Source organism: Salmonella sp. FC25216 (genome assembly GCF_057751355.1).
In genome coordinates this window covers 494,708-507,458 of the sequence record NZ_JBDGON010000002.1, presented here as the reverse complement: position 1 = coordinate 507,458, position 12,751 = coordinate 494,708, and the positions used below count along the sequence as shown (strand labels likewise).

At 47.1% G+C, this 12,751-nt stretch carries 11 protein-coding genes and 3 pseudogenes; 7 read left to right on the top strand and 7 right to left on the bottom strand.

Annotated features, from left to right (window positions below):
• Positions 1-210: 210 nt before the first annotated feature.
• Positions 211-327, top strand: a pseudogene (locus AC3G3F_RS05840) (transposase); the annotation flags it as partial.
• Between the two features lie 396 nt (positions 328-723).
• On the opposite strand, the gene AC3G3F_RS05835 reads toward AC3G3F_RS05840, so the two are convergent.
• Positions 724-861 carry a hypothetical protein gene (locus AC3G3F_RS05835; protein WP_154707915.1) on the bottom strand — a complete coding sequence of 46 codons (138 nt, stop codon included), beginning with the start codon at positions 859-861 and terminating at the stop codon, positions 724-726.
• Between the two features lie 663 nt (positions 862-1,524).
• On the opposite strand from AC3G3F_RS05835, the gene AC3G3F_RS05830 reads away from it, so the two are divergent.
• The 4 genes and pseudogenes from AC3G3F_RS05830 to pipB all read left to right on the top strand — a co-directional run bounded on the left by AC3G3F_RS05830 (position 1,525) and on the right by pipB (position 4,963).
• A complete protein-coding gene (locus AC3G3F_RS05830; protein ID WP_071790818.1) occupies positions 1,525-1,719 on the top strand; it encodes a PagK family vesicle-borne virulence factor in 195 nt (64 codons plus the stop codon).
• A 335-nt stretch (positions 1,720-2,054) separates the two neighbouring features.
• The gene (locus tag AC3G3F_RS05825; protein WP_079796381.1) at positions 2,055-2,789 is read left to right on the top strand and encodes a non-specific acid phosphatase; all 735 of its coding nucleotides are present in this window, start codon (positions 2,055-2,057) and stop codon (positions 2,787-2,789) included.
• Between the two features lie 423 nt (positions 2,790-3,212).
• Positions 3,213-3,631, top strand: a pseudogene (locus AC3G3F_RS05820) (PipA/GogA/GtgA family type III secretion system effector); the annotation flags it as partial.
• A 441-nt stretch (positions 3,632-4,072) separates the two neighbouring features.
• On the top strand, positions 4,073-4,963 hold the full coding sequence (gene pipB, locus AC3G3F_RS05815; RefSeq protein ID WP_053529057.1) for an SPI-2 type III secretion system effector PipB: 891 nt from the start codon (positions 4,073-4,075) through the stop codon (positions 4,961-4,963).
• Between the two features lie 601 nt (positions 4,964-5,564).
• Here pipB and AC3G3F_RS05810 read toward each other — a convergent pair.
• A pseudogene (locus AC3G3F_RS05810) lies at positions 5,565-5,744 on the bottom strand (recombinase family protein); the annotation flags it as partial.
• Positions 5,745-6,117: 373 nt separating this feature from the next.
• Here AC3G3F_RS05810 and AC3G3F_RS05805 point away from each other — a divergent pair.
• Positions 6,118-6,348, top strand: coding sequence for a DUF2554 family protein (locus AC3G3F_RS05805; RefSeq protein WP_023249425.1), 231 nt, complete (start codon positions 6,118-6,120; stop codon positions 6,346-6,348).
• Here AC3G3F_RS05805 and AC3G3F_RS05800 read toward each other — a convergent pair whose 3' ends face one another.
• Positions 6,349-8,313, bottom strand: coding sequence for a peptidase U32 family protein (locus AC3G3F_RS05800; RefSeq protein ID WP_079796380.1), 1,965 nt, complete (start codon positions 8,311-8,313; stop codon positions 6,349-6,351).
• A gap of 78 nt (positions 8,314-8,391) precedes the next feature.
• Entirely contained in the window at positions 8,392-8,928 is a 537-nt protein-coding gene (locus AC3G3F_RS05795) for a helix-turn-helix domain-containing protein (protein ID WP_079796379.1), read from the bottom strand.
• Positions 8,929-9,018: 90 nt separating this feature from the next.
• Here AC3G3F_RS05795 and AC3G3F_RS05790 point away from each other — a divergent pair, with 90 nt between their 5' ends.
• A complete protein-coding gene (locus AC3G3F_RS05790) occupies positions 9,019-10,197 on the top strand; it encodes a benzoate/H(+) symporter BenE family transporter (protein ID WP_488394622.1) in 1,179 nt (392 codons plus the stop codon).
• A gap of 53 nt (positions 10,198-10,250) precedes the next feature.
• Here the strand turns inward: AC3G3F_RS05790 and AC3G3F_RS05785 are convergent, their stop codons facing one another.
• The 3 genes from AC3G3F_RS05785 to tehA form a co-directional block, all read right to left on the bottom strand.
• Positions 10,251-10,919: a DUF3313 domain-containing protein gene (locus tag AC3G3F_RS05785; RefSeq protein ID WP_023249429.1), complete on the bottom strand. Its 669-nt coding sequence runs from the start codon at positions 10,917-10,919 to the stop codon at positions 10,251-10,253.
• Positions 10,920-11,074: 155 nt separating this feature from the next.
• Positions 11,075-11,671, bottom strand: a complete 597-nt coding sequence (gene tehB / locus AC3G3F_RS05780) for a tellurite resistance methyltransferase TehB (protein WP_053529054.1) — start codon at positions 11,669-11,671, stop codon at positions 11,075-11,077.
• On the bottom strand, positions 11,658-12,671 hold the full coding sequence (gene tehA / locus AC3G3F_RS05775) for a dicarboxylate transporter/tellurite-resistance protein TehA (RefSeq protein WP_023249431.1): 1,014 nt from the start codon (positions 12,669-12,671) through the stop codon (positions 11,658-11,660). The genes tehB and tehA overlap by 14 nt, the downstream gene beginning before the upstream one ends.
• Between the last annotated feature and the right edge of the window lie 80 nt (positions 12,672-12,751).

The window sequence follows — 12,751 nt, the reverse complement described above, 5'->3', positions numbered from 1 at the left end:
ATATTAATAATAGCTGTACTTGTGTGTGTAAACTTTCAAATAATGCACCAAGCCTGGTTGTTAGTCTACTATGTAAAAAATAATCATGAGCAATTTTTGGCGGAGTTTTGGGGAAGACCATGACAGTAGAATGAGCTTCTCCCTGAAAACAGTATCAGTCTAAACTGAAGTATCCGGTCTTCCTTTCACCTCACAGAGAGGCGCATTGCCATGAAAAAGACTCGTTATACCGAAGAACAGATCGCGTTTGCACTGAAACAGGCCGAAACCGGCACCCGCGTCGGGGACGTCTGCAGAAAGACGGGCATTTCTGAGGCCACTTTTTATATCTATGGACTACCTCCGTTTTGCAAGCACTGGTTCTGGTCTTGGGTCATTGCTTATATCTATCCGGCATCAGAAAAACCTGTGTCCAAATGGGTAATCGGCACACAATCACCTCAACAACTGGACGGTCTTGAAAAATCAGGTTCCGATTGTACAGGTGCAACCTGTCACCATCTATCAGTACACTGCAACTTTTCTGGCAGAGTATTAACTTCCGGTAGCCTGATACTCTGTATCATTTTTAAGCATCGACCAGATTATTCTCACGCTCTTGTTTGCTACCGCTACGGTCGTTTTATTAAACCCTCGCGCATACTGTAATGACGCAATAGAGAGTTTTATCACGCCAGGAAAATTTACATTAAGCAGATAAAATTATACAAGGCTGTTTTATGTTCAGAATGGCCAGACAAGATCAATCCTGATCCCCCCAATAAAAATCAACTCCTGCTCCAGACGATCAATTCCCACGTAATACATCGTCAATCCCCCCAGAAAACACGTCAGTAGAAATAACCAGATATACCATTTCATCCTTGCCTCCATTCATGGTAACAGTTAACTGTTGCGTGGCCGGGAGCCTCCCGGTAAATCTTTGCCTGACCCGCCGTAACCCGCGATTGTATCGGATGTGCAGGAGGATTCACCGCAACGCTATTACCATAACATGGTAGTTTACCATGTTTACTATTTTAAGAATTATCTGCTCATCCCAGACAATAAAGACGTATAAATTGTGTGGTGTTATACAGATGCCATCAGTCAGTTTCGCTCTGGTTTCTTCTGGTGAACTGATTTATCTGTGTCGAGGTCCCTTTACCTTCAGTATTTACTGCCCGCTTATTTCTCTTGAGCGGGATTTTTTTATAAGCAGCAAGTGAAAACTCACAATACATTGCCAGTGGGAGAACAAAAATGCCTGGATATTATAAAATCAATCACAGTTGGGCTGACGGGAGACGGCATACCGATGACGATGTCCTCCTTGAAGCAGTGATTACCTCATATGCTGATATTAATATATCATAAACACTGGCTCGATGGTTGAAGGACAAACCAAAAAGTACTACCGATATTGATTATAAAAATACCATCTGCTGGTACTGTGGTGGAGTCTGGTTACATTACGAACAAAAACACTCTGTTTTGATATATGCACTCAAGCGGTGAAGACGCTTTTAATTTACAGGTAAGATTATGATAAATCGTATATTTTTACCATTATTTCTGTTGCCGTTGGCGATAGCCTTTTCGGCATCAGCGATAGCTGCCAGTGATATAAAATCCCCACCGGATAATAAATACCCGCCCCATCCATTCGCCCCCTGGTGTGAAAACTGGCCACCAGATATAGGGAAACCACCGGAGTGGTATCAGATTTGTGGTTGCTAATTTTTTACAAAAGTCTGTTACAACCACATCAATACTGATGGTGTATCTGATTATTATGTTTCATCAGTTCTTCCTGAGCTTAATATTACTTCAGGCTGGTGTATTTTATTGATGCCAGCCTGATTTTTCATAATTTGATATCACTTCTTACAGGAATCCCCGCCAGTCAGGACAAGATAGCTAGTTTATGAACCATTCGGGAATCAACGAACTCTGTATCTCACCTCTATAGCCAGTAACGTTTCTTTCAGCCTTATGTTGAGTAACCATTGAGACATCCAAATATAAAATCACGCAGGCAAGAACATTCATTATTTTTTAACATGGAGTGATTTATGAAAAGCTATTACTTAGTCTTTTTCCTGCCATTACTTATAGTGAAATATTCAACAGCTAACACAGTAGAACCATTTCATGAACCTGAAGAGTCAGTGAACAGTCAGTTTTATTTACCTCCCCCTCCAGGAAATGATGATCCCGCTTTCCGATACGACAAAGATGCGTATTTCAGAGGTTATGCCATGAAGGACTCTCCCCGCTGGAAACAAGCGGCTATAGATGCAGATGTGAGCGTGGAGAATATAGCCAGAATATTTTCACCAGTCATTGGGGTTAAAATTAATAAACATGACACCCCGGAGACATGGAAAATGTTACAAAATCTTCTGACCATGGGTGGCTATTATGCCACTGCTTCGGCAAAAAAATATTACATGCGCACACGACCTTTTGTCTTATTTAAACACTCCACCTGTCGCCCCCAAGATGAGGATGCTTTACGAAAAAATGGCTCTTACCCTTCCGGGCATACAGCTTATGGCACACTTTTAGCCTTAGTTCTATCACAAGCCAAACCAGAACGAGCCCAGGAACTTGCCAGACGGGGATGGGAATTCGGACAAAGTAGAGTGATATGTGGCGCTCACTGGCAAAGTGATGTTGATGCTGGCCGTTATGTGGGAGCCGTAGAATTTGCGAGATTGCAAACAATTCCGGCATTTCAGAAATCATTAGCAAAAGTTCGTCAGGAGCTGAATAATAAAAATAATTTATTGAGTAAAGATGAATAATCGGCAATTACTGAGTTAATGAACAGATTATTTTATTGTCTGGTCGTACTCCCGGAAATATTTAACAGTAATCAGATGCTGGTACTCCAGCTTATAGCGTGGATACCAGCTATCCCAAGCCAAGGGTTGCCAGTCACCTTTTTCCTCAGATAACAGCGAGTACCAGTGAAATAACAACGCCCTTTTGGATAGTTTTCAGACAGTTAATTTATTATACAGCATAGCATATGACTTCGATGGAACTCTGCCCGGACTGTGCACGCCATGCTCAATCACTAAAATCAAAAGAATATCAGGCCTAACTCACTATCAAAGAGATATCCACCCCGGCATCCAGGCCGGATTTTAACCATTTACTCTCTTGTCTTCTCCCGGTTAAACCTGTTCTTCATGTTCTGCTCAATCATCAGCACCCTGTCAGCCCTATCCTCCGTACTTCAAAATGCGTACACCCAAAGCGAAACATTCCGCAGACTGATGAATTACGCCTATGAAAAAGAACTACATGATGTGGAGCAGCGCTGGTTACTGGGGGCTGGTGAATCCTTTGAAACTACCGTGAGTCCGAAAGATTTCAACCTTTCAGAAGGCAGGAGAGTCATATGTCTTAATCTGGACGATACTGATGAGGATTCATATCCTGAGTATTATGAAAGTAACGAAGGTCCACAACCTTTTGACGCAAAACGTTCATTTATCCATGAAGTTGTCATGCGCTGACCTATCTTCAGGATAAAGAAGAAAATCATCCAAGGGGCCCTGTTGTCGAATATACTAACATTATTCTGAAAGAGATGGGGCATTCTTCACCTCCAGGAATGGCCTACATCTTCAATAAATAGACACATCCGGAAACGAAAAACCGCTAAAAAACCCGTTTAGTAGCGGACTTGACTGTACGTACTTCAATATTTTAGCTGATGGTTGTGTAAATAGACCCATTTTAGTTTCAAGCATTTTTTGAGAACCCGGAAAAATTGCCCCTGGCCCAAATTCAGTACAGTATCAGCGAGATAAATTCCGGGACTCTTATCCAGGCGGATAGCCGCGAGCCTGTCACGCTTAAAGCTCGATTATGCGGGATACTTACAGCAGGACTTTCAGGAATAACTACTCACGTTCATGGTTTTTATACTTTCCACTTTAATAAATCTAAAAATCAAGTCATTACCCTCCCCCACACAAACCCAACCAAAACTCTGAATACAAAAATCACCCTATATCTTTTTTTGATATTCCTTACATAATGTGGCTTGACTCACACCGATCTATAAGGAATAAAAATGCCAATAACTAACACGTCTCCAGAAAATATATTAAAATATTTACATGCGGCCGGTACTGGTACGAAAGAAGCGATGAAAAATTCAACTTCACCACGCGGTATACTGGAATGGCTTGTCAATTTTTTTACCTGTGGTGGAGTAAGGAGAAGCAACGAAAGATGCTTTCAGGAGGTAGTGGAAAAGCTGACTTCAGCGTTATCACATGTAAATAAAGATGCTTTTTATAGAGGTACCAAAATATTTATGGAGGATATCAACGGGTGTACTACATGCCTGTCATGTGTCACAGTCCCTGAATATGAAAATAAAGCCCCCATGGTCACTATAGAAGTGAGTAAAGATGGAAAAACGATAGCAAGTGAAGTTGATGGTGATACATTTTGGAATGTCTGTCAAATGTTAAAACTGATTCGTAAATATAATATACAACAGGAGGATTCACTTTTAACCGAGGAAGGTAAGCTTAACCTACGTGGAGTATACCTGGCTTATAAAGATTTGCGGAATGAAAATTTTGAAAATATAGATGCATCCTCTACAGATTTCTATGGTTCAAATCTTTCTGGCGTAAATTTTTCTGGCGCAAATCTACACGGCGCAACAATGGCTTACACAAGTCTAGTTAGCGCAAACATGGCAAACACAGACATGTCTGGTGCAAATCTGACTAATGCAGACATGACCAACGCTAACATATTCTGTGCAGACTTAACTGATGCTGTTCTATGCAACGCAAAGCTAACTGGTGTTAATCTAAAGGATGCAAAGGCAGTTTCAGGAAACCGATTACCCGAAGCCGGCCTGCCAGATGTTCAACATCGTCTTGACACCCAGGATAACACTAATGAAACGCCTCCCTCTCTTTTGCCAATTTCAGATTGGTTGTGATAGCCGTGACTTCTGGATCACGCCATATTAATAAAAATATCCCTTGTAAAGGATTTTATAGCAAGGAGTATTCAACTAAGAGAATACTCCTTGTTTTTTATTAAAAAAATTACCGACATCTTAATTTCATTATAAAAATAACATTTTCAGCATATTTTTACATTACTGATATAAGGTGAAACCTCCAGCCTTCGCGGGTCCGGATGTACATTATATCCGTGGCCCAACGCTCATTGGGTGCGTTCGGATTAAACTGCCGCTGGAGCCTGTTCGGCGTCACGATACTGGCTTCACTTGACCGCGATTAACAATCTGTTTGACTGCTTCAACTTTAAACTCTTCGGGATAACGCTTACCGCTCATGGGCTCCTCTCTTTAAGCCATCTTAAGGGACTGACCCCACGACAGTAGAAAAACTGTTATGAAAAAAGACAGCAATACGGGTATCCGAAACGGGCGTAATTGCTGGTAATGTCACTCCCAGGTTACGTATTGTCTGAAGGCGGCCTATGGCCTGCACAAGTGATGTGGCATTCACTTTAGTGTTTACCCTCGCCACTTCCGCCAAACGATATGATTCCAAATCCATTATCAATGGAACCTGAAGGTCAGCGATCATGCGGAGAAGCTCAGGTCTGTCAGCCCTGGCACCCGATGCTTTTTCCCGATAAATACCGGCAATATAAAAACCACTGGCGATGGCCGTTTTTTCGATGTCAGCTTGGCGGGCCAAATCCTGCTCTGATGTACTGCCCCTTTCATAGATGCGAGCAATTTTCATTTACGGTAGCCAAAATGATATAGTTAGGTTGGCTAACGTAAAAGAGGTAGCTAAAAATAACAATATGCGATGTATTTGGCTGATTAATTTTTGGCTATTTAAAATGGCTACTTAACGACGTGTACTGTTCCGTTATTCCCCAAACCCCAATTCCCGAAAGAAGATCGTCCTAACTCCACGATGGGGTTCTGGTCTTTTCGCATTATGGCGAGGCTGGGAATGTTAATGCTATCTAATCATGTACCCGGCTACGTGTTCTCATACAACTTATCGCAATTATTGACAAACCGTTTTCGCTAATTTGAAGTGTTGAATAATAACTCAAATAAATTATTGGCATCATAACCCCACGACATAACTGGAAGGTGGCATGATGTTCACAAAAGCGTTATCAGTAGTTTTACTGACCTGTGCGCTGTTTTCAGGTCAGTTACTGGCGAAACAGCAAGGCCATGAGTTTGTATGGTTTGTGACGGGAGGACACCAGCTCAAACATGAAGCCGACAGCGATGAATTACGGGCGGCAGCGGAAGAATCAGCGGAAGGCTTGCGCGAGCACCACAACTGGCAGAAATCGCGCAAACCAGAGAGCTATTTCCGTTAATTAAACGCCCCTGCGCTTCGGCAGCGTTTTCATCAGCGCTTCAGGGCTCACTGAAGCGACAACGCTGCCGGGCTGGGGCATCTTCAAAATGTGGTTTTTAATTTTACCAATTACATGCATTTCGCAAGGGCGGCAGTCGAATTTTAGTGTCAGCACCTCATCGCCATGCACCAACTGCATCGGTGTGGCTTTCCAGCTCTTAATATTTCCTTTCGCCTGTTTTGGACAAAGGTTGAACGCAAAACGCAGGCAGTGCCTGGTGATCATGACCGGTATCTCGCCCTTCTCCTGATGCGCCTCATAGGCCGCATCGATCAATTGTACGCCGTAACGGTGATAAAATTCCCGTGCTTTGTGGTTGTAGACATTAGCGAGAAAACTGAGATGCGTTTGCGGATAAACGGGCGCAGGCTGCGCCACGGGTTTCCGGCGACCTCGTTGATAATGGGCCAGACGCGCTGCATCAAGCATATCAATCGCCTCCCGACGGAACTGATTGAGCAGACTGCCTGGCACGAATAACGCCGCCGGTAATGTCACCTGCATATCACGAGCGTAGTAGAGCGTTTGTCCCAGCTTCGCCAGTCCGACTTTTAGGTTATTTAACGCTTTTTCAGGGTTATTGGCTTCCTCAAACAGCCCGTCAAGTGTATGCGTAATGCAGATGCCTTCTTCACTGGTCAGCGTCAGAATAAGCTGTTCCTGCCAGCCGCCCAGCATGATATCAACCGCCACACGACGCTCACTGGAGGTTTTTGTCAGCGCTTGCTGCCAGTGATGATCCAGATTACGATTCAACGGATGATGCGGACGGACTTTATGCAGATCGGCAGGCATATCATTTGGCCAAACGCGGTAGCGGTTATGACCGGTTTTTTCCACGGTATTGGCGCGGAAACCCACCACTTCACGCTTAATCAACACGTTCAGACCATCGCCATTCGCCAACGGCTCCGTAGCCTCCACATCGAGATAGTCCTTCGCCACATTCAGGACCTCGCCTACCGGTAAGCCAATAAATTTTGGTGAATCAAATGCGCCAATATCGCCTTTACGCGCGTTAACAAAATAGTCGGTGCTGCCGCGATGGAAGGTTTTCTCCGTGGAAGGAACAAAAAAGTGCTCGGTCCGACCAGCCGACGCACGCGCCAGATCGCCACGTTGCTCAATAATCGCGTCCAGCATCTGACGATAATGCGCGGTGATGTTTTTGACATAACTCATGTCTTTGTAGCGCCCTTCAATCTTGAAGGAACGTACGCCTGCATCAATCAACGCGCCGAGGTTAGCCGTTTGATCGTTATCTTTCATCGATAGCAGATGCTTTTCGTAAGATACCACCCGCCCCTGATCGTCTTTTAACGTATACGGTAAGCGACAGGCTTGCGAGCAGTCTCCCCGATTGGCGCTGCGCCCGGTTTGCGCATGAGAGATATAACACTGTCCAGAATAAGCGACACACAGCGCGCCATGAATGAAGAACTCAATTGTGGCGTCAGTAGCCTGATGAATATCCGCTATCTGAGTCAAATTAAGTTCGCGCGCCAGTACAATCTGTGAAAAACCGACATCGGCAAGAAACTTCGCTTTTTCCACGCTGCGAATATCACACTGTGTACTGGCGTGAAGCTCAATCGGCGGGATATCGAGTTCCAGAATTCCCATATCCTGCACAATCAGCGCATCCACGCCGGTGTCGTACAAATCGGTGATTAACCGTTGTGCGGGCTCCAGCTCATCATCATGCAGGATAGTGTTCAGCGTGACAAAAATCCTGGCACCGTAACGGTGGGCAAACGGGACCAGATCGGCGATATCGCGCAGACTGTTACTGGCATTATGACGCGCGCCAAAACCAGGTCCACCGATGTAGACGGCATCCGCGCCATGCAAAATCGCTTCGCGAGCAATTGCGGCGTCACGGGCCGGACTTAACAATTCGAGATAGTGAAGTTGTTGGCGCATACGGTCTTTCTTATCCAAGAGCAGCGAAATGGCGGCTATTGTAGTCAGAAGCGCAAACTAACGAAATAGTTTTCCTGCTTAATCGCGCGGGTAATGGATCAGCGAGTGAAAATGAACCGTCTGATCACTGCTGTTGCGATAGGTATGCGCCGTATCGCCGGCAAAACGTAAACCTTTACCGGCGTCTATTGTTTGCCATACCCCACCAGTACACATGTCCAGCCGTCCCTGAATCACCACCACATGTTCGATAACGCCGGCTTTATGCGGCGTTGATTCGCTGACCGCGCCAGGTGCCAGTAATAGGGAAAAATAGTCAAAACCGAGTTCAGGGTCCCACGGAAACAGTGGTGCGATGACCATCGCTTGTTGCTGGGGATCGAAGGTCGGAGGACATTCAGCCTGCGGAGACGAAATAAACATTGAGAATGGAACATTCAGGCCCGTCGCTATTTTCCACAGCGTTGCGACTGTCGGACTGGACTCATTACGCTCTATCTGCCCCAACATGGCTTTTGATACGCCGGAGATCTCCGCCAGACGCGATAAACTCCAGCCTCGTTGATGGCGTAACGTTCTTAACGTGGTCGCCAGATAATGTGTCAGGTTATCCATTTTTCCCCCTGTAAGACCATAGCGTATCACTTGTGCGCTATAACGCACAATGCTACATTACTTGACCGTTATAACGCACAAGAGGCGATCATGCGTCTGTTATCACTGCCGTTACCTACTGTATTATCTGGTCTGGTCGCCGTTCTGGTCGGCTATGCAAGTTCTGCGGCCATTATCTGGCAGGCGGCGCTTGCTGCTGGTGCAACTCCCGCAGAGATCGCCGGCTGGATGACCGCCCTCGGTATAGCGATGGGCATAAGCACACTGGCGCTAACCTTGTGGTATCGTGCGCCGGTTTTAACTGCCTGGTCTACGCCTGGCGCCGCTCTGTTGGTGACAGGGCTTCAGGGATTATCGTTGCCAGACGCCGTGGGCATATTCATTGTCGCCAATGCCCTGATTGTGTTGTGCGGCGTCACGGGATTGTTTGCGCGTTTGATGCGGATAATCCCCCATTCTCTTGCCGCCGCAATGCTGGCGGGAATACTGCTACGCTTCGGCCTGCAGGCGTTCGGGACGCTCAACGGAGAGTTTGTGATGTGCGGCGGTATGTTGTTGGCGTGGCTACTCTTTAAAGTATTCGCGCCCCGCTATGCCGTTATTGCCGCCATGGTGACGGGAATAACGGTGACGCTCATGCAGGGTAAGATGGCGATGAGCGGTATCCATTTCGCGACTGTGTGGCCCGTCTTCATTCCCCCCCACTTTTCATTCGCTCAAAGCCTGAGCGTCGCGGTACCGCTCTTTCTGGTGACGATGGCATCGCAAAACGCCCCCGGCGTTGCCACAATGAAGGCGTCTGGCTATCAGCTTCCTGTCTCTCCGTTAATGATTTTTACCGGGTTGCTGGCGCTGCTGCTTTCGCCATTTGGCGTTTATTCTATCTGTATTGCCGCCATTACCGCCGCCATTTGTCAAAGCCCGGACGCGCACCCCGATCCAACGCGTCGCTGGTTAGCGGCCGCCGCCGCAGGAATTTTTTATCTACTTGCCGGGTGGTTTGGCAGTTCGATAACCGATCTGATGGTCGCCCTGCCGGTTAGCTGGGTGCAAATGCTTGCTGGTCTGGCACTGTTAAGTACAATTAGCGGTAGCCTGTACCAGGCGCTTACTCACGAAAGCGAGCGTGACGCGGCAGTTATCGCATTTCTCGTCACCGCAAGCGGACTAACGCTGATGGGCATCGGATCGGCATTCTGGGGGTTGATCGCTGGCGGGATAGGCTACGCAGTGTTAACGAAAACGCGCCGCCCAACGTTGTCTGGCTGATGGCGATCGTTAACCTGACGGGGTTTGCGCCATCTTGCGATGGCGCCGCAGAATTATTTTTTGTTAATGTCAAACATAGAGGTATCCGTCGCCATATCATCCACGACCTGTTTCAACGTCTCAAACGCCATTGGCGTGCTGGAGTTACTCAAGTCTTTACCTTCGCCCTGGCGCACTACCTTGACGACCGGCTTGTTGGTAGCGGCATCTATCAGCTCACCCTCAAAATAGAGATGGGTATCCATTGTCCGGTGGCCCGTCGCCATTTGCGTGCCCGCCACAATCAGCGCCACGGGGATCACCTCATAGAATTGCAGCCCTTCTTTGCTGGTATCCACGCCCGTAATCGCCCCGCGGAAAATCAAACTGCGCGGCCCTGGCGTCGTGACCAGCGGTTTACGCTGTTCAATCGCTGATTTTACTTTAGTGTTCGTATAAGCCAGCAGTTTATCAAGAACTTGCTGTCCGACCTGGGTCGTAGGTTTGGGGACGGGATAATACGTTATTGGATTGTAAACAATACTGTCATAGTTAGAGTCATTGAAATGTGGATCTACCCAGCGCAACACCGGTTTTCCCGTGGCGGAGGTAGTTTCCTGCAGGTCCGAATAATTTTTTAAGAATCCAGAATACTTATCCGGCTGTGTGACTTTGGACGCACAGCCGGATAACGCCAGCAAGCCAGTAAGCACTGCAACTTTAAATAAAGTATGAGTACGCATGAAACGATCCCTTTAGTCTTCGCAATGATGCAAAGGAAATAATAGCAAAACGAAATCATTCTGGATGCACTAAAAATGGTAACGACAGCACAATTTGAACGCGGCGCCCGACAAAAAAATGCCGAACGCAGCGAGACTTACAGAACTTGCATCGCTCAGGCCGTTTTTCTCGCCAGCATCGTAGCAAAGCGCAGTTTGATACGGTTGCCGTTTTCGTCCGTGCGGTGAAGCTCGCCGACATCTTCGTTGTATTTCAGCATGTCCCATCCTTCGTAATAGCGGCGTAATTCGCCTGCTTTAAAAGCGAACGGGAATCCCACCGTACAGGGGAAATCCGGCGTATCCATTGCCGCGACGATCAAATTATATCCGCCGGGTTTTGTGCAGCGTTGCATATTGGCGATTAAACCGGGAATGGTTTGCGTCTCAAGAAACATCATAACCACTGTCGAGAGAATAAAATCGTACTCGCCGTCAAAGGTCAATGTATTCAGATCGACGATTTCGGTTTGCAGATTATCCAGCCCTTCTGCCGCTTTAATACGCTCAAGATTAGCCATACTGGCCGGATTTTTATCCCACGCGGTAACGTCATAACCGTTCGCGGCCAAATACAGACTATTGCGGCCATTACCACATCCCAAATCCAGCGTTCGACCCGGTGCGATAACCTTTGCCGCCGCCAGCACATCCGAATGCGTGCGGGTTAAACCGTATTTCTCAGTAAAGTAATTTTCGTCACGAATGGTCATTTTTTTCCTCCGTTTTCAACAGTGCAGCGCGCTCAGTGCGAATAAGCAACTTCCCCTGCACCAGCAATAGAAATGTACGGACCAGCAGTAAAGCGATAATAGCGTTAGTGAAAATAAACAGCGGGACGGCCAGAATATGGAAAAGCCCTGATTCACTACCGTGACCAAGATGTAACCCCGTGGTCGCCAGCGCAGAAACGCCGAACGAAAAACTCCAGAAGGAAGCATTAAACGGTTGAGATAAATACCAGGGCATTAATCGCAGCATAAATAAAAGCTGTAACAGACCGTAGCCGAATAGCATTTTCGCCAACGTGTCGCCCTCACCGCCATTGACGCTCAGCCAGGCGCTACAGGCAACCAGCGCGGGCGCCAGTTGGATACCCAGTGAAGTACGCAGCACCGCCGGTAACTCGCCGCAGCTACGCAGTCGCTGCAAAATAACCGGTTCCAGACTTAACCACGAAAAGACGCCTGCGCCTAAAAACACCAGTCCGGCATCATTGTAGCCGAGTGACCCACAGGCCATAGCGCTGATGAAATTATTCGCTACCGTTGGCAGATAAAGCCCTGGGGTCGTCGCTTCTTCCGGATGCGCTCCACGCCAAAGTCCCGCCGTCTGCCAGGCGGCGTACGCCAGTTGTATGACTGCCCCCACGCTGAATAGCGCAACGGCCAATGGTCGATACCAGGGAACGAAGCCGATCGCAACCAGCATTGTGGTCGCGGGAAACAGGCTGACAAAACTGCTCATTACCGGATGTCGCACTTCAGCCAACACACTATGGGGAAAGCGCACCAGACGGCTAAGAAACGCCAGGGTCAATAGTCCCCAAATAATCATCGCCAGGATCACCATGATGTCGCCGGGCCAGTGGCTTATTGCCCATATCTGGCTGGCGTAACGCCAGGCGAATCCCATACCGATAGTGCCAAGGACGATCCCAAAATAGCCCGCAGGCAGATTGAGCACGCGATCGCTCTGCTTGTGATTACGCATTTTGTTTAATTTATAAAGTATATTTGAAATGCATTTTATGGAATTTCTGGTTGTTTCGCCAGTACCTTTGCTACGGTTAT

Coding starts and splice junctions, on each gene's coding strand:
- tehA (WP_023249431.1), bottom strand. CDS start 12,671: ATGCGTAATCACAAGCAGAGCGATCGCGTGCTCAATCTGCCTGCGGGC.
- AC3G3F_RS05800 (WP_079796380.1), bottom strand. CDS start 8,313: ATGCGCCAACAACTTCACTATCTCGAATTGTTAAGTCCGGCCCGTGAC.
- AC3G3F_RS05790 (WP_488394622.1), top strand. CDS start 9,019: ATGCGTCTGTTATCACTGCCGTTACCTACTGTATTATCTGGTCTGGTC.
- AC3G3F_RS05830 (WP_071790818.1), top strand. CDS start 1,525: ATGATAAATCGTATATTTTTACCATTATTTCTGTTGCCGTTGGCGATA.
- AC3G3F_RS05785 (WP_023249429.1), bottom strand. CDS start 10,919: ATGCGTACTCATACTTTATTTAAAGTTGCAGTGCTTACTGGCTTGCTG.
- AC3G3F_RS05795 (WP_079796379.1), bottom strand. CDS start 8,928: ATGGATAACCTGACACATTATCTGGCGACCACGTTAAGAACGTTACGC.
- tehB (WP_053529054.1), bottom strand. CDS start 11,671: ATGACCATTCGTGACGAAAATTACTTTACTGAGAAATACGGTTTAACC.
- pipB (WP_053529057.1), top strand. CDS start 4,073: ATGCCAATAACTAACACGTCTCCAGAAAATATATTAAAATATTTACAT.
- AC3G3F_RS05835 (WP_154707915.1), bottom strand. CDS start 861: ATGAAATGGTATATCTGGTTATTTCTACTGACGTGTTTTCTGGGGGGA.
- AC3G3F_RS05805 (WP_023249425.1), top strand. CDS start 6,118: ATGTTCACAAAAGCGTTATCAGTAGTTTTACTGACCTGTGCGCTGTTT.
- AC3G3F_RS05825 (WP_079796381.1), top strand. CDS start 2,055: ATGAAAAGCTATTACTTAGTCTTTTTCCTGCCATTACTTATAGTGAAA.